Here is a 22,205-nt window from a genome sequence, read left to right on the forward strand (position 1 = left end):
CTCGGCCCTCATCCTCCCGCGAACGGCGGGAGGACCTCGACGGTGCCACCCTGGGACAGCGGGACCGCGGCGTGCTCGCGGCCGCCGACCGCGGTGCCGTCCACGAGGAACGAGCAGCGCATGAGGACGCGTGCGAACTCCGGGTTCGCCGCGTGCGCCGCACGCGCCGCGTCCAGCGCCTCGGCGAGCGTGCTCGCGGCGTACGGCTCCTCGGCGGTACCGGCCGCGGCCTTCGCCGCCGCCCAGTAGCGCACGGTGCCTGTTGTTGTCACGACGGCCCCTTCTCCTCTGTTGCCGCCTCCATGATGGCCTACGCGGAGACGGAGAAAAGTCGGTTGCTGCGGGCAAGCGTTCGCATAAGCTCGACCGAGTGCTGGTACGACTCGCCAGGGCGCACCTTGGCCCCCACAGACGCGCGATATCGCTGATCGTGCTCCTCCAGCTGATCCAGACGCTGGCCACCCTCTATCTGCCCACCCTCAACGCCGACATCATTGACAACGGTGTCGTGAAGGGGGACACGGGCTACATCTTCCGTACCGGCGGCCTCATGATCGCCGTGACGCTGCTGCAGATCGTCTGCGCGATCGGCGCCGTCTACTTCGGCGCCCGCACGGCCATGGCGCTCGGCCGCGACATCCGCGCCGCCGTCTTCGACCGCGTGCAGTCCTTCTCCGCGCGCGAACTGGGCTCCTTCGGCGCGCCCTCGCTCATCACCCGCACCACCAACGACGTCCAGCAGGTCCAGATGCTGGTCCTGATGACGTTCACGATGATGGTCGCGGCGCCCATCATGATGATCGGCGGCGTCGTCATGGCGCTCAACCAGGACGTGCCGCTCTCCGGCCTGCTGCTGGTCATCGTGCCCGTGCTCGGCGTGCTCGTGGCGCTGATCGTCCGGCGGATGCGGCCGCTCTTCCGCGGCGTGCAGGAGCGCATCGACACGGTCAACCGCGTGCTGCGCGAGCAGATCACCGGCATCCGGGTCATCCGTGCCTTCGTCCGCGACCAGCACGAGCGGACCCGCTTCGGGCACGCCAACACCGACCTCTACGACGTCTCGCTGCGCGCGGGCCGGCTGATGTCGATGATGTTCCCGCTGGTCATGCTGATCGTGAACGTCTCCAGCGTGGCCGTCGTCTGGTTCGGCGGCCACCGCATCGACAGCGGCGGCATGGAGATCGGCGCGCTCACCGCCTTCCTCAGCTACCTTATGTACATCCTGATGTCGATCATGATGGCGACGTTCATGGTCATGATGCTGCCGCGCGCCGAGGTCTGCGCCGAGCGCATCCAGGAGGTACTGCACACCGACACCAGCGTCACGCCACCCGAGGCCGGCATCACCGAGCTGCGCCGGCACGGCGAACTGGAGCTGCGGGACGTCGAATTCCGCTTCCCGGGCGCCGAGGAACCGGTACTGAAGGACGTCTCCCTCCTCGCCCGCCCCGGCGAGACCACCGCCGTCATCGGCTCCACCGGCAGCGGCAAGTCCACCCTCCTCGGCCTGGTGCCCCGGCTCTTCGACGCGACCGGCGGCCAGGTGCTGGTCGACGGCGAGGACGTGCGGAACCTCGATCCGCGCACCCTCTCCGACGCCATCGGCCTGGTACCGCAGAAGCCGTACCTCTTCTCCGGGACCATCGCGAGCAACCTGCGCTACGGCAGGCCGGACGCCACCGACGAGGAGCTGTGGCACGCGCTGGAGACCGCGCAGGCCCGCGACTTCGTCGAACGGACGGAGGGGGGCCTTACGGCCCCGGTCGCGCAGGGCGGCAGCAACTTCTCCGGCGGCCAGCGGCAGCGCCTGGCCATCGCCCGCGCACTGGTCCGCAGGCCCGAGATCTACCTCTTCGACGATTCCTTCTCCGCGCTGGACTACGCCACCGACGCCGCGCTGCGGGCCGCCCTGGCCCGCGAGACCGGCCGGGCGACCGTGGTGATCGTCGCGCAGCGGGTGTCCACCATCCGCGGCGCCGACCGGATCGTCGTCCTGGACGAGGGCCGGGTCGTCGGCACCGGTACGCACACCGAACTGATGGCGGACAACGAGACATACCGGGAGATCGTTCTCTCCCAGCTCACCGAGCAGGAGGCGGCGTGAGTACCCCGGCACCCCAGAAGAGAGGCCCGGCACCGGCCGCGGGCCCGGCCCGCTTCATGGGCGGCCAGCCCACCGAGAAGTCCATGGACTTCAAGGGCTCGGGCAAGCGGCTGCTGCGCCAGATGCGGCCCGAGCGCGCCGTCATCACGGTCGCGCTGGCCCTCGGCACGATCAGCGTCGCCCTGACCGTCGCCGGGCCCAAGGTGCTCGGCCACGCCACCGACCTGATCATGGCCGGCATCGTCGGGCGGCAGCTGCCCGCCGGACTCACCAAGGAGCAGGCCGTCGAGGCGCTGCGCCACAAGGGCGAGAACGGGCTGGCCGACATCCTCGGCACGATGCCCGTGGTCCCCGGGCAGGGCATCGACTTCGGCGCGGTGGGCACCGTACTGCTGTGGGTGCTGCTGATCTACGTGGCCGCCTCGCTCTTCGGCTTCGTCCAGGCCCGCATCGTCACCAAGGTCGTACAGCAGACCGTCTTCCGGCTGCGCGAGCAGGTCGAGGAGAAGCTCGCCCGCCTGCCGCTCCGTTACTTCGACAAGCAGTCCCGCGGCGAGGTCCTCTCCCGCGCGACCAACGACATCGACAACATCCAGCAGACCTTCCAGCAGACGTTCAGCCAGATCGTCGCCTCCCTGCTCACGATCGTGGGCGTCCTCGCGATGATGTTCTGGATCTCCCCGCTGCTGGCCCTGGTCGCCCTGGTCACCGTCCCGGTGTCCGTCGTCGTCGCCACGAAGATCGGCAAGCGCGCGCAGCCGCAGTTCGTCCAGCAGTGGAAGACCACCGGCAGGCTCAACGCGCACATCGAGGAGATGTACACCGGCCACTCCCTGGTCAAGGTCTTCGGCCGCCAGCAGGAGTCCGCCGAGATCTTCCGCGAGCAGAACGACGCGCTCTACGAGGCGGGCTTCAAGGCGCAGTTCATCTCGGGCATCATCCAGCCCGCGATGATGTTCATCGGCAACCTGAACTACGTCCTGGTGGCCGTGGTCGGCGGCCTCCGCGTCGCGTCCGGCGCGCTGTCCATCGGCGACGTCCAGGCGTTCATCCAGTACTCCCGGCAGTTCAGCCAGCCGCTCACCCAGGTCGCCTCGATGGCCAACCTGGTGCAGTCCGGCGTCGCCTCGGCCGAGCGGGTCTTCGAGCTGCTGGACGCCGAGGAGCAGGAGCCGGACGGAGCGCACCCGCAGCGCCCCGACCACGTACGGGGCAAGGTCGCCTTCGAGAACGTCTCCTTCCGTTACGAGGAGGACAAGCCGCTGATCGAGGGCCTGTCCCTGGCGGCGGAGCCGGGCCAGACGGTCGCCATCGTCGGCCCCACCGGCGCCGGCAAGACGACGCTCGTCAACCTCCTGATGCGCTTCTACGAGGTACGCGGCGGCCGGATCACTCTCGACGGCGTCGACATCTCCGCCATGTCCCGCGAGGAACTCCGCTCGAACATCGGCATGGTCCTCCAGGACACCTGGCTGTTCGGCGGCACCATCGCCGAGAACATCGCGTACGGAGCGCCCGAGGGCACCTCGCTGGACAAGATCGTCGAGGCGGCGAAGGCCACGCACGTGGACCGCTTCGTACGCACCCTCCCCGACGGCTACGACACCGTCCTCGACGAGGAGGGCTCCAACGTCTCGGTCGGCGAGAAGCAGCTGATCACCATTGCCCGCGCGTTCCTCGCCGAGCCGGCCATCCTCGTCCTGGACGAGGCCACCAGCTCGGTCGACACCCGTACCGAGGTCCTCATCCAGCAGGCCATGGCCCAGCTCCGCTCCGGCCGGACGAGCTTCGTGATCGCCCACCGCCTGTCCACGATCCGCGACGCCGACCTGATCCTGGTCATGGAGTCCGGCGCGATCGTCGAACAGGGCACGCACGACGCCCTGCTGGCCGCGGACGGCGCGTACGCCCGCCTGTACGCGGCCCAGTTCGCGGAGGCCCTGGCGGAGACGGACTGAGGGGAGGCGGGGGCGAGGCGCTGAGGGGGGGCGGGCTGGGGGGAGCGGGCGCCGACGGCGCGTTGTCAGTGACCCTCGGTAATGTGTTGAGCAGGGGACTCAAATCCCCCCATGGGGGAGAGGCGGGGGGAAACGGTACGCCTCCCATGGGGGAGAGGCCGGGGGGAAGCGGTACGCCTCACGGAGCGCGCCGGTGCCGGGCCCGCGCCGGCGTCAGGCCCGCTCCCTGATCCACCCCGCGATCCGCTCCAGCAGTTCCGGTGCCGCCGCGTTTTCCGCGTGGCCGTAGCCGTGCTCGATCCACAGCTCCGTGGAGGCGGGGTCGGCCGCGGCCGCGAGGGCGCGTGGGTGGTCGAGCGGGAAGTACGCGTCGCGGTCGCCGTGGACGATCAGGAGCGGGGTCGGGGCGAGCAGCGGGGCGGCTTCCGTGGGGGAGAGGGGGACCGGGTCCCAGGCGATGCCGTGTATCCGGGTGCGGAGCCCGAGGCGGCCCACCAGGCGGCCCAGCGGCCGCTCCACCACCCAGTGCAGCCGCCGCATCGCCGCGGTACCCCGGTAATACCAGCGAGCAGGGGCGCTCACCGCCACCACCATGTCGGTGTGCGCTCCTGTGCGCCCCTCGTGCGCGGCTCGGTACTCGGCGGCGTGCCGGACGACCACCGAGCCGCCCATGGAGAAGCCGACCGTGGCGACCCGGGTGTGGCCCAGGGTGCGTGCCCAGCGCACCGCGGCCGCCAGGTCCAGCACCTCCCGGTCGCCCACCGTGGAGCGCCCGCCGGACCGGCCGTGCCCCCGGAAGGAGAACGTGATCACGGGCGTGTACTGCGCGAAGGCGGCGGCCGCGCGGCGCAGCGCGGGGCGGTCCAGCGAGCCGGTGAAGCCGTGCGCGAGGACCACGACGAGGCCGTCCGGCACGGCGTGCGGAGCGCCCGCCGCAGCGGAATAATCGGCTTCGATGCGGACGCCGTCCTCGGTCAACAATGACACGCGACGACCACTCGAAGTGATCGAAGGAACACAAGATCGCGCAAAGTCGGCCGCCGCTCGGGAAGTCATGTGGGCTATTCTGTCGGGCAAGAAGGATCCGGGCAGCGTAGCCCCCGGGTCCTTTTGTGCTTTCAGACGCGCAGTGCGCGGATGAGCGCGGGTGTGCTCCAGGGCGCGGAGCGTACTGCGGTGCTCACGTTCCGGAGGCACGCGAGCCTCGCAAGGGCGCGGGGCCCGCGACCATACGAAGCAGTGCCGCAAAAGTCCTCGCAGGCAGGGACCGAGGAGGAACCGATGGGCGAGCGAAGCGTGCAGGAACACCGAACGGTCAGGGAACGACGGACGACCCGGGGCGGTGAGGGGCACGCGAACGAGCGGAGCGAGCGAGCCATCGTCAGGTGCGTCCCGAGCGCATGCTCGGCCTCGCGAAGCGAGGTGCAAGCATGAGTTCGCTGCTGCTCCTGACGAACGCCCTCCAGCCCTCGACGGAAGTGCTGCCCGCGCTCGGCCTCCTGCTGCACAGCGTGCGCGTCGCGCCGGCCGAAGGCCCGGCCCTGGTGGACACCCCCGGTGCCGACATCATCCTCATCGACGGCCGCCGCGACCTCCCCCAGGTCCGGTCGCTCTGCCAGCTGCTGCGCTCCACCGGCCCCGGCTGTCCGCTCGTCCTGGTCGTGACCGAGGGCGGCCTCGCCGCCGTCACCGCCGACTGGGGCATCGACGACGTCCTGCTCGACACCGCGGGCCCGGCCGAGGTCGAGGCGCGGCTGCGGCTCGCCATGGGCCGCCAGCAGATCTCCACGGACGACAGCCCGATGGAGATCCGCAACGGCGACCTGTCGGTGGACGAGGCGACCTACAGCGCCAAGCTCAAGGGCCGGGTCCTGGACCTGACCTTCAAGGAGTTCGAGCTCCTGAAGTACCTCGCGCAGCACCCGGGCCGGGTCTTCACCCGCGCCCAGCTGCTCCAGGAGGTCTGGGGCTACGACTACTTCGGCGGTACGCGGACGGTCGACGTCCACGTACGGCGGCTGCGGGCCAAGCTCGGCCCCGAGCACGAGTCGCTGATCGGCACGGTGCGCAACGTCGGCTACCGCTTCGTCGTACCGGACAAGGTCGAGCGGGCCGCCGAGGAGGCCAAGGAGAAGGCCGCCAAGGAGGCCGAGCGCAAGGCGCAGCGGGCCGCCGCCGAGGCCCGCGAGCACACCGCGGACCGGGGCGCGGCGGCCAGCGGCGCACGCCCTGCCGAGCGGTAGGACGACCCGCGTAGACTGCCGCGCGTGGCCAAGGTGACGCGGGATGATGTGGCGAGGCTGGCGGGGACGTCCACCGCCGTGGTGAGTTACGTCATCAACAACGGACCGAGGCCGGTCGCCCCGGCCACGCGCGAGCGGGTGCTCGCCGCGATCAAGGAGCTGGGGTACCGGCCGGACCGGGTCGCGCAGGCCATGGCCTCGCGCCGGACCGACCTCATAGGGCTGATCGTCCCCGACACCCGCCAGCCGTTCTTCGCGGAGATGGCGCACGCCGTGGAGCGCGCCGCCTCCGAGCGCGGAAAGATGGTGCTGGTCGGCAACGCCAACTACGAGGACGAGCGCGAGGTGCACTACCTCCGTGCCTTCCTCGGCATGCGGGTCGCCGGGCTCATCCTGATCAGCCAGGGCCCCAGCGAGCACGCCGCCGCCGAGATCGACACCTGGGACGCCCGCGTGGTGCTGCTGCACCGCCGCCCGGATGCCATCGACGACGTCGCCGTCATGGCGGACGACGTCGGCGGCGCCCAGCTCGCCACCCGCCACCTCCTGGAGCACGGCCACCCGTACGTCGCGTTCTTCGGCGGCCTGGAGGAGACCCCGAAGTCCGGCGACCCGGTCACCGACCACGTCAAGGGCTGGCAGCGGGCCATGCAGGAGGCCGGCCGCTCGACCGAGGGCCGGTACTTCCAGGCTCCGTACAACCGCTACGAGGCGTACCCGCTCGCACTGAAGCTCCTGGAGAGCCCGGACCGGCCGCCGGCGATCATGTGCGCCACCGACGACCAGGCCATCGCGGTGCTGCGCGCGGCCCGTGAGCTGCGCATCGACGTGCCCGGCGAGCTGGCGGTGGCGGGCTTCGACGACGTGAAGGAAGCGGCGCTGACCGACCCGCCGCTCACCACGATCGGCTCGGACCGCGAGGCGATGGCCCGTACAGCGGTGGATCTTGTGCTGGACGACGGGCTGCGGGTGGCGGGTTCGCGCCGGGAGCGGCTGCGGCAGTACCCGTCCCGGCTGGTGATCCGCCGGTCCTGCGGCTGCGGCGGCTGACCGCCCGGGCGCGCGTCTTTATACCGGGCATACCGACTTCTGCCGGACCTCTCAGGGCGTTCTCAGCCTCTTCTCATGCACGGCTCGCAGAGTTGTGGACATGACCGAGAGCTACCGCCGCAGCGGCGATGATTCCCCGCAGACCTCGCAGATCCCGCAGTACGACGCCCAGCAGACGGCCTCGTACGCGTCCTTCGGCGCGCAGGGCGCCTACCCGCCGCCGCCCCCGTACGCGCCGCCGGCGCCGCCCGCCGGCGGTGGCGAGCCGCAGCCCCCGCGCCGCCGGATGCGCCGCCCCGTCGCGCTGATCGCTGCGGTCGCGCTGGCCTCCGGCCTGATCGGCGGCGGCAGCGCCGCGCTCATCGAGAGCGCCACGCAGGCCGGCAGCAGCGGCCAGAGCACCGCCGTGGTCAACGCGGGCGCCACCACCGGCAACGGGGTCTCCTCGGTGGCCAAGGCGGTCAGCCCCGCCATAGTCGAGATCAAGGCGCGCACGACCCAGGGCGAGTCCACCGGCTCCGGCGTCGTCCTCACCGGCGACGGCGAGATCATCACCAACAACCACGTCGTCTCCGGCGCCGGCACCGTCTCGGTGTCCTTCAGCGACGGCTCCACCCGGACTGCCAAGGTCGTCGGCACCGACCCCGACAAGGACCTGGCCCTGATCAAGGTGCGGGGCGCCAAGAACCTCACGCACGCCACCCTCGGCGACTCCAGCAAGCTCGCCGTCGGCGACCAGGTCGTCGCGATCGGCTCCCCCGAGGGCCTGACCGGGTCGGTGACCAGCGGCATCGTCTCCGCGCTCGGCCGCGAGGTGACCGTGCCCAAGGAGGACCAGCAGCAGCAACAGCAGCAGAGCCAGGGGCAGGGCGACCTCCCGTGGCCGTTCGAGTTCGGCGGCAACCAGTACAACGGTGACACCGGCTCCTCGACCACCTCGTACAAGGCCATCCAGACCGACGCCTCGCTCAACCCCGGCAACTCCGGCGGCGCCCTGATCGACATGCAGGGCCGGGTCATCGGGATCAACTCCGCGATGTACTCGCCGTCCGACGCCACGAGCAGCAGCGCCGGCAGCGTCGGTCTCGGATTCGCCATCCCGATCAACACCGTCAAGGCGGACCTGGACACCCTGCGTGCCGGCGGCAGCGGCAACTGAGGAGCGGCCGCCGCACCTGAGAAGCTGGCACCGCAACCGTCCGCTTCCCGTACACACCGAGGACCCGACACCCATGAGCGCCGCCGAGCAGGGCGAGACGCCCGCCCGCATCCTGATCGTCGACGACGAGCCGGCCGTCCGCGAGGCCCTCCGGCGCTCGCTCGCCTTCGAGGGCTACGCCACCGAGGAGGCCGTCGACGGCCTGGACGCGGTCGAGAAGGTGGCCGCCCACCGGCCCGAACTGATCGTGCTGGACGTGCTGATGCCCCGCATGGACGGCCTGACCGCGGCCCGCAGGCTGCGCGCGAGCGGCGTGACCGTGCCGATCCTGATGCTCACCGCGCGCGACACGGTCGGCGACCGGGTCACCGGACTGGACGCGGGCGCCGACGACTACCTGGTCAAGCCCTTCGAGCTGGACGAGCTGCTGGCCCGCATCCGCGCGCTGCTGCGCCGCAGTTCGTACGCGGCGGCCGCCGGCGCGGCCCCCGACGAGGGCGACACGCTCGCCTTCGCGGACCTGCGCATGAACCTCGCCACCCGGGAAGTCACCCGCGGCGACCGGCCCGTGGAGCTGACTCGCACCGAATTCACCCTGCTGGAGATGTTCCTGGCCCACCCGCGCCAGGTCCTCACCCGCGAGCAGATCCTCAAGGCCGTCTGGGGCTTCGACTTCGAGCCCTCCTCCAACTCCCTGGACGTGTACGTCATGTACCTGCGGCGCAAGACCGAGGCGGGCGGCGAGCCGCGGCTGGTGCACACCGTGCGCGGCGTCGGGTACGTCCTGCGGTCCGGCGGTGCCGAGTGAACCTGCGCGAGGAGGCGGCCCAGCGCTACCGCCGGCTGCCGCTGCGCTCCCGGCTGGCGATGCTCACCGCGCTCGCCGTCGCGCTCGCCGTCGCCGCGTCCGCCGCCGCCTGCTGGCTGATCACCCGCGACCGGCTCACCGAGCAGCTCGACGCGACCCTGGGCAACGTCAGCGTGGACGCGGCGTACGTCCGGGCGCTGAGCGCCGAGTGCAACGGCACCGCGCCCGAGGGCATCCGCTTCCAGCCCACCCCGTACACGATCCAGCTGGTGTCCGTGGACGGCAGCGTCTGCACCTCGCCGGAGAAGTCGCAGATCCCCGCTCAGCGGGCGGACGTCGAGGTCGCGCAGGGACGTTCCGGCGGCACCGTGCACACCGCGCGGGCCGCCGACGGCGCGGAGATGCGGGTCTCGACCGTGCCGTACCACGGGCCGGCCACCGACGCGCTGGGCAACCAGGTCGCGGTGTCCGTCGCCGCGCCCATGGAGCAGGTCACCGAGCCGCTGAACCAGCTCGCGCTGGTGCTGCTGATCGTCGCCGGGGTGGGCGTGCTGGGCGCCGCGACCACCGGCCTGTGGGTGGCCAGGGCGGGCCTGAAACCCGTCGACCGGCTCACGGCGGCCGTCGAGCACGTCGCCCGTACGGAAGACCTCGCGATCCGCATCCCCACCGAGGGGGAGGACGAGATCGCCCGGCTCTCCCGGTCCTTCAACTCCATGACCGCCGCGCTCGCCGCCTCCCGCGACCTCCAGCAGCAGCTCATCGCGGACGCGGGCCACGAGCTGCGCACCCCGCTGACCTCGCTGCGTACCAACATCGACCTCCTGGAACGCAGCGAGCGCACCGGCCGCGCCATCCCGGCCGCCGACAAGCTCGCCCTGCTGGACTCGGTGAAGGCCCAGATGGGCGAGCTGGCGGCGCTCATCGGTGATCTCCAGGAGCTGTCCAGGACGCCGGAGCAGGGGCCCGGCGGGCACCCCGCGCTGAAGGTGGTCGCGCTGCACGAGATCGCGGACACCGCGCTGGACCGGGCCCGGCTGCGCGGCCCGTCCCTCACCTTCGACGCCGCGCTGGACCCCTGGTACGTACGGGCCGAGCCCGCCGCGCTGGAGCGGGCGGTGGTCAACCTGCTGGACAACGCGGTGAAGTTCAGCCCGCCCGGCGCCACGGTCGAGGTCCGCCTGAAGGACGGCCTGCTGACCGTGCGGGACCACGGCCCGGGCATCCCCGAGGACGAACTCCCGCACGTCTTCGAGCGGTTCTGGCGCTCGCCGTCGGCGCGCAGCCTGCCCGGCAGCGGCCTCGGCCTGTCGATCGTGGCCCGCACGGCGCAGCAGGCGGGCGGCGGCGTCCGGCTGCTGCCCGCGGCGGGCGGCGGCACGCTGGCGGAGCTGCGGCTGCCGGGTGCCGCGGTGCCGCCGCCGGAGGAGCCGCCCGCCGCGGAGTGAGCCCTCGCGGAGTGCGCCTTACCGGGCGAAGCCCGAGCCCAGGCCCGCTCCCGCCTCGGGGGCGCCGATCGCCCCGGGACCGTACGAGACGACACCGTCCGTCGTCAGCCCGCCCGCGGCGCCCCGGAGGGACCACACCGCGCCCGTGTCCTTCGGCGTCGTGCCGTCCTCGCCCGGCGCACCGGCCGCGAGGTCCGCCTTGCCGTCGCCGTCCGTGTCGAGCAGCGAGACGGCCTCGCCGAACCGGTCCCCGGCCTCGGCGACGCCCGGGACGCCCGCGGTGTCCTGGTGGAAGGACTGCGCGCCGGTGCCGGTCAGGCCGCCCTTGCCGCCCTTGAGGAGGACGGTGCTGCCCGCGTCCTTCAGCGCCGCGCCGGAGGCGGACGTCAGGTCCTCGTACGGGACGCCGACCGCGACGTCGGCGTACCCGTCGCCGTTCACGTCGCCCGCGCTGAGCGAGTAGCCGAACTGGTCGCCCTCCTCGCCCGCGCCCGGTACGCCCGCGGTGTCCTGGGTGATCGTCGTGGTGCGCGTGCCCGGGCCGTCGGGCGAGCCGTACGCGACCTTCACGGTGCCCTTGTCGTACGGGAGGTCCTCCACGACGCCGCCCGGCACCGGGCGGTATATGAGGTCGCCGTAACCGTCCTTGTCGACGTCGCCGACCGTGGCGGAGGCGGCGTCCGGCAGCTCGGTGGACTTGGTGGCGAGACCGCCGTCGCCGCCCTTCCACAGCTCGCTGGACTCCGACCGCTCCTCGAACGCGTGCATGCTGACGAGGTCGTCCCGGCCGTCCCCGTTGAGGTCACCGGCGACCAGCTCTTCGGTGGGGAAGAGGTGGCCGGTGTCGATGTCCGCGGTCCGGGCGGGCGCCCCGGCCCGGGTGAACGGCCCGTACATCACGTGCAGCCCCGAGGAGTCCGATCCTTCCGAGCCGTCGCCGTCGGCGACCAGGTCGGCGTGGCCGTCGCCGTTGAAGTCCCCGGCGGTGAGGTTGCGGCCGCCGACGCCCTGGAGGCTGCCCGCGCCGCCCTTGCCGTCGGCGGAGCCCCACAGGACGACCGGCGCACCGCCGCCGGTGATGACGAGGTCGCCGGTGCCGTCGCCGTCCAGGTCGCGGGCGACGGTGCGGCTGCCGAAGCGGCCGTTCTCGCTGGGCGAGCCGGGCACGCCGGCCGTGGCGCGGCTGATGACCTGGTGCTTTCCGGTGGCGGCACCGGAGGCGGAGCCGTAGACCACGGTGATGTAGCCGGCCTTCGCCGTGCCGTCGGCCGTGCCGCCGGGGGCGGTGGCAACGATGTCGGCGTAGCCGTCGTGGTTGAAGTCGGCCTGCGGCGCGGTGCCGGCCGGGCCCGCGGCAGCGGCGGCGGGCGCGGTGTCCGCGGGCGCCGCGCTCGCCGGCGCGGCCAGCACGAGGGGGGTGGTGAGCAGGGCGGCCACCGCGGCGCAGCGCGCTGCGGTGGGGGTGGGGCGGTGGCGCACGGTTCCTCCTGGGGTCGGCACCCGGACACCCCGGGTGCACCTTTCGTACACCTGGAAGGACGAATGTCGCCTACACATGGTTGTCCGCGCTTTGTAACACCCGTCCCACAGACCCCGGTTCAGCGCTGCTTTTTCGCCGCGTCCCCGAACGGGATGCCAGTGCCGGAGAGTTGGGCCCGGATGCCGTCCCGCTCCACGGAAATGGTGCGGAGCCGCACGTCACCGGGGGTGGCCGGGAGGCGGAAGGAGAGGTCCATGCGGTCCGCGAGCTCGGGCTTGGTGAGCCCCGCGAGCGAGCCGAGGATCTTTGGGTCGATGCCGACCTTCTTCAGCAGCCAGGGGTGGTCGACGACGACGTCGACCAGATTGACCTTCATCAGCTTGCTGATGAAGCGCGGCGTGCCGATCAGGTCGTGCAGCTTGCGCTCGTTGTGCAGGGCCGCGTCGATGTAGGCGTGCGGGATGCCGATGCGGTCGGCGATGGCCGGGACGGCGAGCATCGCCCTGACCTTGGCGGCCTCCCGGCTGAGCTGCCGGGCCGTCTTGCGGGTGAGCTGCAGGCCCTCGCCCTTGCCCGTACCGGGGCGGTAGACCGCGATGTCGCCGATGTCCAGCCGCATGTTGCTGATCTCGGTGGAGACGCCGCGGTCGCCGGCCTGCCGGATGTGGGCCCTGGCGTGCACCCGCAGCTCGTGCCCGGCGATCGGCAGCCGCCCCTCCGCGCGTACGGAGTTGGGTCCCAGCTCGCTGAACTTGACCTGCGAGGCGCCCAGTTCGCGGTTCATGTCCTCGAAGGAGAGCAGGACGTCGCCGTGCATCCGGCCGACCGTGCCGCCCTTGAGGGACGTCGGCAGCTCGCCGTCGAGCCGTACGTCCTCCGCGGTCGCCTCGAACTTCGCCAGCGAGACCCGGTCGGCGGCGAGGTCGGGGATGGCCACGTGCACCCGGTCCAGGCGCTTGTCCGCGACCTGGGTGAGGAAGGGGAAGCCCTCGATGTCCACCTCGGGGTCGGCCGCCAGGTGCAGCGAGTCCTTGAGCTTCTCGGCGGCCTTGTGCTGCGCGTACAGCACGGCGAACCGGTCGGCGAGGCCCGCGAAGGAGGCGGCCGCGAGCACCGTGGCGAGCAGCTTGACGGTGATCGGCACGGCGGCGAACCGGCCGATGCCGCGCCGGGCCTTGCGGTGGTTGGGCGGGGTCCACGCCTCGTCGTCGTCCGGGTCGTCGCGCAGCCCGAGCCCCAGCGGGTCGTCGCTGTCGTCGCGCTCGTTGAGGTACGACCGCCCGGGGCCCGGTTCCGGCTCGGGATCGGCCAGCCCGGCGAGCTCCGCGTACGGGTTGACCGGCGCCATCTCACGGGTGTCGCCCTGCGCGTCAGGGCCCTGGGACGCGCGGGGCTCCTGCGAGCCCTGCGCGTCCTGCGGTGCGTGCGATGCGGATATGCGTGTGGGGGTTCGCATCGGCACATCCCACCATGTGCACGACCCTCGAACGCAAGTCCTACTGCCGGTAAGTGGGGATATGAGCGGTTACTTCACCACGGCGGTCGGTTACTTCACCACGGTGATCCACGCGATGATCGGTTATTTCACCACCGTGATGCGGTCCGCCTTCGGCGGGGCCAGTGGGCCGGACGCCGAGGAGTGCGCGCCGAGGTACGCGGTGAACGCGTCCAGGTCCGACGGGCCGACGAACTTGTCCGTGCCGTCCTTGAACGCGGCGAAGCCGTCACCGCCGCCCGCCAGGAACTCGTTCAGCGAGACACGGTAGGTCTTCGCCGGGTCGATCGGCTCGCCGTTCAGCTTCACCGAGTCCTTGACCACCCGGTCCGCGCCCGACTTGGTCATGTCCAGGGTGTAGGTGAAGCCCTTCGACACCTGGAGGATCTTCGGGGAGGCCGCGTTCGCGCCGCTGACCTGCTGCTGCAGCGCGGTGATCAGCTGCGCGCCGGTCAGCCCGATCACGTTCGTCATGTTGGTGAACGGCTGCACGGTGAACGCCTCGCCGTACGTCACGACCCCGTCGCCCTCGCTCCCCGACGCCTTGAAGGCCAGGTCGGAGCGGACGCCGCCGGGGTTCATCAGGGCGAGCTGCGCGCCGCCCTTGCCGCTGTCGGCCGTCGCCTCCAGCTGCGCGTCGGCGATGACGTCGCCGAGCGGCGACTCGGGGGTGGTCGCGCCGCGGCCCGCGATGTCGGCGGAGATGTAGCCGACCGGCTTGTTCGCGACCGGCGCGGCCAGCTTGTCCCAGCGCTTGATCAGCGAGGTCAGGTCCGGCGCCTTGGGCTGGGTGCGGTTCACCACGTGGTTGGCCGACTTCACCGCCGTCCGCACGATGTCCTTGGTCCTCCGGTCGTACGTCAGCGTGGTGTCGGTGTAGAGCTTGCCGAAGGAGGAGGCCGAGGTGACCATCCGCGGCTGCCCGGCCGGGTCCGGGATCGTGCACGCGTACGCCTGGTGCGTATGGCCGGTGACCAGCGCGTCGACGTCCGGCGTGACCTTCTTGGCGATCTCGGTGATCGGCCCGGAGATGCCGTCGCCGTCCCCGGGGCTGTCGCAGTCGTAGTTGTACGCGGTGGACGCGGGCGCACCGCCCTCGTGGATCAGCGCCACGACCGACTTCACGCCCTGCTTCCGCAGCACCTTGGCGTACTTGTCGATGGTCTCGGCCTCATCGTGGAACTTCAGGCCCTTGACCCCGTCGGCGCTGACGATGTCCGGGGTGCCCTCCAGCGTCACGCCGATGAAGCCGATCTTCACGCCCTTGTGCTGCCAGACCGTGTACGGCTTGAGGATCGGCTTGCCGGTCTTCTCGTCGGTGACGTTGGCGGCCAGGTAGGGGTAGTCCGCGCCCCCGAAGGTCCGCCCGTCCTCGTAGCAGCCGTCCTTCGGGTGGCAGCCGCCGTTCTGCAGCCGCGCCAGCTCCGCGCGCCCCTCGTCGAACTCGTGGTTGCCGACGCCGGTCACGTCCAGCTTCAGCTTGTTCATCGCCTCCACGGTCGGCTCGTCGTGGAAGAGGCCCGAGAGCAGCGGGCTCGCGCCGACCAGGTCGCCGGCGGCCGCGGTGACGGAGTACGGGTGGCCCGTGCGCGCCGTGCGCAGCGCGTTCGCCAGGTACTCGACGCCGCCCGCCTCGATCTTCTTCCTGCTACCGTCCGCCTGCTCCTCCTCCACGGTCCCGGACGAGCCCTGCGGCGGCTCCAGGTTGCCGTGGAAGTCGTTGAAGGAGAGCAGCTGCACGTCGACGGTGCGCGAGGAGTGGCCGGGGCCGCCCGGGGTGCCGGCGCCGGCGGGCAGCGCCGCGGCGGTGACGCCGGCCGCGGCGGCCAGTACTGCCGCCCCGGCCGCCAGGCGGCGCTTCAGACGGCGCCGATGAGGTGTAACTGACATGGGTCGTCCCCCTTGTGTACTGCGGATGAGGAGTGGCGAGCGACCGGAAGCCTATGGTCAACGCGCGTAGCGCACCAGAGGCGAAGGGTTAAGGGACGGTTGCGATGCGGGGACCGGGGACGCCGCGGGACGCCCGGCGGGCCGTACCCTTCGGGACATGACTGACGCTGCACAGGGAACGGGCCCGGCCGGGCGGGACATGCAGGTACGGGAAGCACTCACGCCGGACGTGGCCGGTGCCGTACTGGAGCTGATCGAGACGGCGGCACGGACGGACGGCCAGCCGGCCGTGTCCGAGCAGGGACGGCTGCAGCTACGCGGCGGAGCGCGGGAGGGCGTGAAGCACGTACTGCTGCGCGCCGCGGGCGACCGCATCGTCGGATACGGGCAGCTGGAGGACACCGACCCGGTCGAGGCGCCCGCCGCCGAGCTGGTCGTGCACCCCGAATTCCGCGGCCACGGCCTGGGCCGCCGGCTCGGCGGCGCGCTGCTGGAGCAGTCCGGGCGGCGGCTGCGGCTGTGGGCGCACGGCGGCCACCCCGCGGCCCGCCACCTCGCGCAGACCCTGGGCCTGACCCTCTTCCGCGAGCTGCGCCAGATGCGCCGCCCGCTGGCCGACCTGGACCTGGCCGAGCCGGTGCTGCCCCCGGGCGTCACCGTCCGTACCTTCCAGCCCGGCACCGACGACGCGGCCTGGCTCGCCGCCAACGCCGCGGCCTTCGCGCACCACCCCGAACAGGGCTCGCTCACCCAGCGTGACCTGGACGACCGCAAGGCCGAGCCGTGGTTCGACCCGAAGGGCTTCTTCCTGGCCGAGAAGGAGGGAGAGCTCGTCGGTTTTCACTGGACGAAGAAGCACGCCGAGGAGGGCCTGGGCGAGGTGTACGTCGTGGGCGTACGGCCCGAGGCACAGGGCGGCGGCCTCGGCAAGGCGCTCACCGCGATCGGGCTCCGGCACCTGGCCGCCGAGGGCATGCCGACGGCGATGCTCTACGTCGACGCGGACAACGTTCCCGCTGTCACCGTCTACGAGCGCCTCGGCTTCGTCACGCACGAGACGGACCTGATGTACCGCACGGAGCTGTGACGTACAGCGGGGCTGCGACGCAGTACTGGTGACGGCGCGTCAGGCGCGGCGGCGGGCTCCGTCCCGCCGCCGCCCGGCACCGGAAAATCCCCTCCGAGTAGCCCCCCGCTTGCCTGTCCGCCATGTCCGCGTTACCAGCGATTCAAACTCGCTTGCGAGCATCACTGAATGCAGCCCTCCGCGCAGCCGGCCGGTGACCGAAGGCTCCGAGTCGCCCCGCCGCCTCCCGACGCGCCTTCCCTGCCGGGAGCGCGGAAGAATGAGGTCATGGACCAGCAGACCAGCGCCCAGGCCCCGGCAACGCCGTCCGCACAGGCTCAGCCCTCGGTCGGTTCGATCGCCGCGCACCGCCCGAACACCGTCGCCGCCTCCCTGCCCGAGCTGGAACCGGACCTCGACGCCGATCTTGACGCGTACGACGTCGACGGCGCGCTGGGCGACGGCGGCGTGGAGCTGCCCGCCGGCCGCTTCCTGGACCGCGAGCGCAGCTGGCTCGCGTTCAACGAACGGGTGCTGGAGCTGGCCGAGGATCCGGCCACACCGCTGCTGGAACGCGCCAAATTCCTGGCGATCTTCGCCTCGAACCTGGACGAGTTCTTCATGGTCCGGGTCGCCGGACTCAAGCGCAGAATCGCCACCGGGGTCGCCACCCGCTCCGCCTCCGGGCTGCAGCCCCGCGAGGTACTGGACCTGATCTGGACCCGCTCCCGCGAGCTCATGGCCCGGCACGCCGCCTGCTACCAGCAGGACGTCGCCCCGGAGCTGGCCGGTGCCGGCATCCACCTGATCCGCTGGCCGGAGCTGACCGAGAAGGAACAGGCCCGCCTGTTCACCCTCTTCCGCCACCAGATCTTCCCCGTCCTCACCCCGCTGGCCGTCGACCCGGCCCACCCCTTCCCGTACATCTCCGGCCTCTCTCTGAACCTGGCCGTGGTCGTCCGCAATCCCGTCAGCGGCCACGACCACTTCGCCCGGGTCAAGGTCCCGCCGCTGCTCTCCCGCTTCCTGGAGGCGTCCCCGCAGCGCTACGTCCCCATAGAGGACGTCATCGCGGCGCACCTGGAGGAGCTGTTCCCGGGCATGGAGGTGCGTGCGCACCACATGTTCCGGGTCACCCGCAACGAGGACCTGGAGGTCGAGGAGGACGACGCGGAGAACCTCCTCAAGGCCCTGGAGAAGGAGCTCATGCGGCGCCGCTTCGGGCCGCCGGTCCGGCTGGAGGTCGAGGAGTCCATCGACCCGGCCGTCCTGGACCTGCTCGTCCAGGAACTGAAGATCTCCGAGGCCGAGGTCTATCCGCTCCCCGGTCCGCTGGACCTCACCGGCCTCTTCGGCATCTCCGCGCTGGACCGGCCCGAGCTGAAGTTCCCCAAGTTCGTGGCCGGCACCCACCGCGACCTCGCCGAGGTCGAGTCGGCCTCGGCCCCCGACATCTTCGCGGCCCTGCGCAACCGCGACGTCCTGCTCCACCACCCGTACGACTCCTTCTCCACCTCCGTCCAGGCGTTCCTGGAGCAGGCCGCCGCCGACCCGGACGTCCTCGCGATCAAGCAGACGCTGTACCGGACCTCCGGCGACTCCCCGATCGTCGACGCCCTGATAGACGCCGCCGAGTCCGGCAAGCAGGTCCTCGTCCTCGTCGAGATCAAGGCGCGCTTCGACGAGCAGGCCAACATCAAGTGGGCGCGGAAGCTGGAGGAGGCCGGCTGCCACGTCGTCTACGGCCTGGTCGGCCTCAAGACGCACTGCAAGCTCTCCCTGGTCGTCCGCCAGGAAGGCGACATGCTGCGCCGCTACTCCCATGTGGGGACCGGCAATTACCACCCGAAGACCGCCCGGCTCTACGAGGACCTGGGGCTGCTGACCGCCGACCCGCAGGTCGGCGCCGACCTCTCCGACCTGTTCAACCGGCTCTCCGGCTACTCCCGCCGGGAGACCTACCGGCGGCTGCTCGTCGCCCCCAAGTCGCTGCGGGACGGCCTGGTCCAGCGCATCACCAAGGAGATCGCGCACCAGCGCGCCGGCCACCCCGCGTTCGTCCGCATCAAGGTCAACTCGATGGTGGACGAGGCCGTCATCGACGCCCTGTACCGCGCCTCCCAGGCCGGTGTGTCCGTGGACATCTGGGTACGCGGAATCTGTGCACTGCGGCCCGGCGTACCGGGTCTGAGCGAGAACATCCGCGTCCGCAGCGTCCTCGGCCGCTTCCTCGAGCACTCGCGGGTGTTCGCCTTCGGCAACGGAGGGGAGCCCGAAGTGTGGCTGGGCAGCGCGGACATGATGCACCGCAACCTCGACCGGCGGATCGAGGCACTGGTACGGGTCACCGACCCCGGCCACCGCGCCTCGCTCGACCGCCTGCTGCGGACCGGCACGTCGGACACCACCTCGTCCTGGCACCTCGGCCCGGACGGCAACTGGACCCGGCACGCCGCCGACGCGGACGGCACCCCGCTGCGCAACGTACAAGAAATGCTCATCGACGCCCGGAGGCGCCGGCGTGGCCCTGCGACCTGACCTCTCCCCGACCTGCGAACGGACCGGTGCCGATCCGGCCGGACCCGCGCCCGACCGCGCGACGGCCGGCGAGGTGCTCTCGGCCTACCTCCACGAACAGTCGGCGGCCTTCCTGCGCAACCTGCGGCTGCACCGCGAGAGCGGCTCGGACGCGCGGGGCGCCGGCGACGCGGCCCGGGAGCTGCGGGCCGCGGCCCGCCGGATCAGCGGCGCGCTGCACACCTTCCGGCCGCTGACCGACGAGGCGTGGGCCGACCAGCTGCGCGGCGAACTGGGCTGGCTGTCGGGCACCCTGGCCCGCGAGCACGCCTACGCCGACCGGCTCGCCCGCCTGCTGGCCGCCCTGCACCGGGTCGCCGGCCCCGCCGAACCGGCCGGCGGCACGAGAGCCCCCGAGGGCGACGCTCCACGGGGACAGGCCCGCACCCCGAGGCCGAGGAGCTCCGGCGCCCGGGACAGCCGAGCCCGGGACGAGCGGACCGGCGACGAGCGGTCCCGCGACGAGCGGAGCCGCGACCCCAAGGACCCGGCCGCCACCACCGCGGCGGGGGCCGCGCGGGCCGGCGCGCTGCTGGACCGGCAGCTGACCCTGGCCCGCACCCGCGCCCACTCCGCGGCGCTCCAGGCGCTCGGCTCCTCGCGCTTCCACGCCGTCGCGGACGCCGTCGCGGTGCTCGCCTCCGAAGCCCCACTGGACAAGAACGCCGCCGACCGGCTCGCCACCGAGGCGCTGCCGCCGCTCGCCGACCAGGCGCACCGTCGGCTCTCCGAGGCCGTTGCCGCACTGCCGCTGACCCGGGTCGGACACCCGTACAACGCCGCGGCGCTGACCTCCGACGACCGCCAGGACGGCGCCTGGCACCAGGTACGGCTGCTGCTGCGGCACAGCCGGTACGCGCAGGAGGTCGCCGACGGCGGCGTCACCGACCTGAGGCTGCTGGAGGCGGCCCGGGCCCTGGAGCGGCACCGTGACGCGGCCGAGGCCGCCACCGCGGCCGCCGCCGCGGCCCGCACCCCGCGCATCGCCCCGGCCACCGCGTACACCCTCGGCATCCTCCACGCCGACCAGCGCCACGAGGTCGAGGCCGCCCGCTACGCCTTCACCCGAGCCTGGAGGCCCGCATGAGCGACGGAACACTGATCCGGGCCGCCGGCTGCGTCCTGTGGCGCCGCTCGCCGGGCGCGTACGGGCTGGAGATCGCCCTCGTGCACCGGCCGAAGTACGACGACTGGTCGCACCCGAAGGGCAAGCTGAAGCGGGGCGAGGAGGCGCCGGCGGCGGCCGTGCGCGAGGTCGCCGAGGAGACCGGCATGGACTGCCGGCTCGGCACCGAGCTCTCGACGGTGTACTACGAGGCGAACGGCGGGCCCAAGGAGGTCCGCTACTGGGCGGCGGAGGCGTGCGGCGGGGAGTTCGTCCCCAACGACGAGGTCGACCGGGTGCTCTGGCTGCCGCCGGCCGAGGCCCGCGACCGGCTCACGCAGGACCGGGACCGCCTCCTGGTCGATGCGCTCATGGAGGCTCTGTACCCGGCCTGACCTGGTCTTTTTCGTTCCGCACGACAGTGCCCCGACTGACTTGAGTCGGGGCTTGTCAATTTTCCTTCGTGGGGCTATACCGGAGGGCGAAGGGCATCGCAGACAGGAGTCAGCGACTCGGAAGGAGATGACCCGTGATGCTCATGCGTACCGACCCGTTCCGCGAGTTCGACCGGCTCACCCAGCAGCTGTTCGGTACGGCGACGCGGCCGGCGGCCCTGCCGATGGACGCCTACCGCGCGGACGAGAACTTCGTCGTCCACTTCGACCTCCCCGGCGTGGACCCCGAGTCCATCGGCCTCGACGTCGAGCGGAACGTCCTGACGGTCCGGGCCGAGCGCCGCTCGCCCGCGCCCGAGGGCGCCGAGCTGATCGCCGCCGAGCGCACCACCGGCACGTTCAGCCGCCAGCTCTTCCTGGGCGACAGCCTGGACACGGAGCACATCGACGCCTCGTACGACAACGGCGTACTGACCCTGCGCATCCCGGTCGCCGAGCAGGCCAAGCCGCGCCGGATCGAGATCAGCGGCGGCACCGGCGCGCCGAAGCAGATCCAGAGCTCCCAGTAAGGCAGCCGAAGGAGTTCAGGCGCTGGCGCCCCGTGGCGCCAGCGCCTCCCAGCGGACGGTGATCTCGCCCTGGCGCCAGCGGCGGGGGCCGTCGGTCAGCGGCCAGCCCGCGGCGTGCAGGGCGCGGACCGAGCGGATCCAGCGCTGGCGGGCGCCGAGGGCGCCGTAGGGCGCTGCCGCCGCCCAGGCGCGGTCGAAGTCCCGCAGGAAGGCGTGCACGGGCTCGCCCGGCACATTGCGGTGGATCAGCGCCTTGGGCAGGCGTTCCGCCAGGTCGGAGGGGGTTTCCAGGGAGCCGAGGCGGGCCGCGAAGGTGACCGTGCGGGGGCCCTCGGGGCCGAGCGCGACCCAGACGTGCCGGCGCCCGATCTCGTCGCAGGTGCCCTCCACCAGCAGGCCGCCCGGCGCCAGCCGCGCGCACAGCCGCGCCCAGACCGCCGCCACCTCGGCCTCGTCGTACTGCCGCAGCACGTTCGCCGCCCTGATCAGCGCGGGGGAGCGGCCCGGGGCGCCCGGCAGCGGCACCTCGAAGCCGCCGTGCAGGAAGACCAGCCCGTCCCGCTCGTAGGGCCGGGCCGCCGCGACCCGCTCCGGATCGATCTCCACCCCCACCACCTGCGCGTCCCCGCGGGCCGTACGCAGCCGGTCCAGCAGCTCCACGGCGGTCCAGGGCGCGGCGCCGTACCCGAGGTCGACGGCGACCGGGTCGGCGCTGCGGCGCAGCTGGGGCCCGTGCGTGGCGGCGATCCAGCGGTCCATGCGGCGCAGCCGGTTCGGGTTGGTGGTCCCGCGGGTGGCGCTTCCGACCGGACGTACGGACGGGGGAGGGGAGGAGCTGCGGGCCATGGCATGACTGTA

At 72.3% G+C, this 22,205-nt stretch carries 18 protein-coding genes; 12 read left to right on the top strand and 6 right to left on the bottom strand.

The genetic code is table 11. From position 1 onward, the window contains the following. Positions 1–8 precede the first annotated feature (8 nt). Positions 9–254 (bottom strand): MoaD/ThiS family protein, encoded by a 246-nt coding sequence (locus ACIGXO_RS23035; RefSeq protein ID WP_037959140.1) that lies wholly within the window; start codon positions 252–254, stop codon positions 9–11. A 116-nt stretch (positions 255–370) separates the two neighbouring features. Between ACIGXO_RS23035 and ACIGXO_RS23040 the strand changes: the two genes are divergently transcribed. Both ACIGXO_RS23040 and ACIGXO_RS23045 read left to right on the top strand, forming a co-directional pair. Beyond that, positions 371–2,104, top strand: coding sequence for an ABC transporter ATP-binding protein (locus ACIGXO_RS23040; RefSeq protein WP_399789891.1), 1,734 nt, complete (start codon positions 371–373; stop codon positions 2,102–2,104). Between the two features lie 56 nt (positions 2,105–2,160). Then, positions 2,161–4,062, top strand: coding sequence for an ABC transporter ATP-binding protein (locus ACIGXO_RS23045; RefSeq protein WP_399790602.1), 1,902 nt, complete (start codon positions 2,161–2,163; stop codon positions 4,060–4,062). Between the two features lie 213 nt (positions 4,063–4,275). Here ACIGXO_RS23045 and ACIGXO_RS23050 read toward each other — a convergent pair whose 3' ends face one another. Beyond that, a complete protein-coding gene (locus tag ACIGXO_RS23050) occupies positions 4,276–5,118 on the bottom strand; it encodes an alpha/beta hydrolase (RefSeq protein ID WP_399789894.1) in 843 nt (280 codons plus the stop codon). A 374-nt stretch (positions 5,119–5,492) separates the two neighbouring features. Between ACIGXO_RS23050 and ACIGXO_RS23055 the strand changes: the two genes are divergently transcribed. The 5 genes from ACIGXO_RS23055 to ACIGXO_RS23075 all read left to right on the top strand — a co-directional run bounded on the left by ACIGXO_RS23055 (position 5,493) and on the right by ACIGXO_RS23075 (position 10,770). Further along, positions 5,493–6,305: a winged-helix domain-containing protein gene (locus ACIGXO_RS23055; protein ID WP_399789896.1), complete on the top strand. Its 813-nt coding sequence runs from the start codon at positions 5,493–5,495 to the stop codon at positions 6,303–6,305. 24 nt (positions 6,306–6,329) lie between these two features. Continuing rightward, positions 6,330–7,355: a LacI family DNA-binding transcriptional regulator gene (locus ACIGXO_RS23060; protein WP_031056198.1), complete on the top strand. Its 1,026-nt coding sequence runs from the start codon at positions 6,330–6,332 to the stop codon at positions 7,353–7,355. 100 nt (positions 7,356–7,455) lie between these two features. After that, the gene (locus tag ACIGXO_RS23065) at positions 7,456–8,514 is read left to right on the top strand and encodes a S1C family serine protease (protein WP_399789899.1); all 1,059 of its coding nucleotides are present in this window, start codon (positions 7,456–7,458) and stop codon (positions 8,512–8,514) included. A gap of 73 nt (positions 8,515–8,587) precedes the next feature. After that, a complete protein-coding gene (locus tag ACIGXO_RS23070; protein ID WP_399789902.1) occupies positions 8,588–9,322 on the top strand; it encodes a response regulator transcription factor in 735 nt (244 codons plus the stop codon). A gap of 59 nt (positions 9,323–9,381) precedes the next feature. Beyond that, positions 9,382–10,770, top strand: a complete 1,389-nt coding sequence (locus ACIGXO_RS23075; RefSeq protein ID WP_399790606.1) for an ATP-binding protein — start codon at positions 9,382–9,384, stop codon at positions 10,768–10,770. An 18-nt stretch (positions 10,771–10,788) separates the two neighbouring features. Here the strand turns inward: ACIGXO_RS23075 and ACIGXO_RS23080 are convergent, their stop codons facing one another. From ACIGXO_RS23080 to ACIGXO_RS23090, 3 genes are all read right to left on the bottom strand, one after another. Further along, positions 10,789–12,249: an FG-GAP and VCBS repeat-containing protein gene (locus ACIGXO_RS23080; protein ID WP_399789905.1), complete on the bottom strand. Its 1,461-nt coding sequence runs from the start codon at positions 12,247–12,249 to the stop codon at positions 10,789–10,791. Between the two features lie 119 nt (positions 12,250–12,368). Continuing rightward, positions 12,369–13,706, bottom strand: a complete 1,338-nt coding sequence (locus tag ACIGXO_RS23085) for a DUF2993 domain-containing protein (protein WP_399789908.1) — start codon at positions 13,704–13,706, stop codon at positions 12,369–12,371. 123 nt (positions 13,707–13,829) lie between these two features. Next, positions 13,830–15,635, bottom strand: coding sequence for a bifunctional metallophosphatase/5'-nucleotidase (locus tag ACIGXO_RS23090; RefSeq protein WP_399789911.1), 1,806 nt, complete (start codon positions 15,633–15,635; stop codon positions 13,830–13,832). A gap of 157 nt (positions 15,636–15,792) precedes the next feature. Between ACIGXO_RS23090 and mshD the strand changes: the two genes are divergently transcribed. From mshD to ACIGXO_RS23115, 5 genes are all read left to right on the top strand, one after another. Further along, entirely contained in the window at positions 15,793–16,722 is a 930-nt protein-coding gene (mshD, locus tag ACIGXO_RS23095) for a mycothiol synthase (protein ID WP_399789914.1), read from the top strand. Positions 16,723–16,989: 267 nt separating this feature from the next. After that, complete coding sequence (locus tag ACIGXO_RS23100; protein ID WP_399789916.1) at positions 16,990–19,239, top strand: RNA degradosome polyphosphate kinase; 2,250 nt, start codon at positions 16,990–16,992, stop codon at positions 19,237–19,239. Further along, entirely contained in the window at positions 19,223–20,365 is a 1,143-nt protein-coding gene (locus ACIGXO_RS23105; protein ID WP_399789919.1) for a CHAD domain-containing protein, read from the top strand. The genes ACIGXO_RS23100 and ACIGXO_RS23105 overlap by 17 nt, the downstream gene beginning before the upstream one ends. Further along, positions 20,362–20,778, top strand: coding sequence for an NUDIX hydrolase (locus tag ACIGXO_RS23110; RefSeq protein ID WP_399789922.1), 417 nt, complete (start codon positions 20,362–20,364; stop codon positions 20,776–20,778). Before ACIGXO_RS23105 ends, ACIGXO_RS23110 begins: the two co-directional genes overlap by 4 nt. Positions 20,779–20,915: 137 nt before the next feature. Further along, positions 20,916–21,347: an Hsp20/alpha crystallin family protein gene (locus ACIGXO_RS23115; RefSeq protein WP_399789925.1), complete on the top strand. Its 432-nt coding sequence runs from the start codon at positions 20,916–20,918 to the stop codon at positions 21,345–21,347. Between the two features lie 15 nt (positions 21,348–21,362). Here the strand turns inward: ACIGXO_RS23115 and ACIGXO_RS23120 are convergent, their stop codons facing one another. Next, a complete protein-coding gene (locus tag ACIGXO_RS23120) occupies positions 21,363–22,193 on the bottom strand; it encodes a class I SAM-dependent methyltransferase (RefSeq protein WP_399789928.1) in 831 nt (276 codons plus the stop codon). Positions 22,194–22,205: the final 12 nt, after the last annotated feature.

This window comes from Streptomyces sp. NPDC053542, assembly GCF_044544685.1.
In the GTDB taxonomy this organism is placed as follows: domain Bacteria; phylum Actinomycetota; class Actinomycetes; order Streptomycetales; family Streptomycetaceae; genus Streptomyces.

Excerpts from the sequence above, each read along its gene's own strand:
- ACIGXO_RS23055 (WP_399789896.1), top strand. The coding sequence starts at position 5,493 with ATGAGTTCGCTGCTGCTCCTGACGAACGCCCTCCAGCCCTCGACGGAA.
- ACIGXO_RS23050 (WP_399789894.1), bottom strand. The coding sequence starts at position 5,118 with ATGACTTCCCGAGCGGCGGCCGACTTTGCGCGATCTTGTGTTCCTTCG.
- ACIGXO_RS23120 (WP_399789928.1), bottom strand. The coding sequence starts at position 22,193 with ATGGCCCGCAGCTCCTCCCCTCCCCCGTCCGTACGTCCGGTCGGAAGC.
- ACIGXO_RS23075 (WP_399790606.1), top strand. The coding sequence starts at position 9,382 with ATGCTCACCGCGCTCGCCGTCGCGCTCGCCGTCGCCGCGTCCGCCGCC.
- ACIGXO_RS23115 (WP_399789925.1), top strand. The coding sequence starts at position 20,916 with ATGCTCATGCGTACCGACCCGTTCCGCGAGTTCGACCGGCTCACCCAG.
- ACIGXO_RS23100 (WP_399789916.1), top strand. The coding sequence starts at position 16,990 with ATGGACCAGCAGACCAGCGCCCAGGCCCCGGCAACGCCGTCCGCACAG.
- ACIGXO_RS23065 (WP_399789899.1), top strand. The coding sequence starts at position 7,456 with ATGACCGAGAGCTACCGCCGCAGCGGCGATGATTCCCCGCAGACCTCG.
- ACIGXO_RS23070 (WP_399789902.1), top strand. The coding sequence starts at position 8,588 with ATGAGCGCCGCCGAGCAGGGCGAGACGCCCGCCCGCATCCTGATCGTC.
- ACIGXO_RS23110 (WP_399789922.1), top strand. The coding sequence starts at position 20,362 with ATGAGCGACGGAACACTGATCCGGGCCGCCGGCTGCGTCCTGTGGCGC.
- ACIGXO_RS23090 (WP_399789911.1), bottom strand. The coding sequence starts at position 15,635 with ATGTCAGTTACACCTCATCGGCGCCGTCTGAAGCGCCGCCTGGCGGCC.
- mshD (WP_399789914.1), top strand. The coding sequence starts at position 15,793 with ATGACTGACGCTGCACAGGGAACGGGCCCGGCCGGGCGGGACATGCAG.
- ACIGXO_RS23085 (WP_399789908.1), bottom strand. The coding sequence starts at position 13,706 with ATGCGAACCCCCACACGCATATCCGCATCGCACGCACCGCAGGACGCG.
- ACIGXO_RS23045 (WP_399790602.1), top strand. The coding sequence starts at position 2,161 with ATGGGCGGCCAGCCCACCGAGAAGTCCATGGACTTCAAGGGCTCGGGC.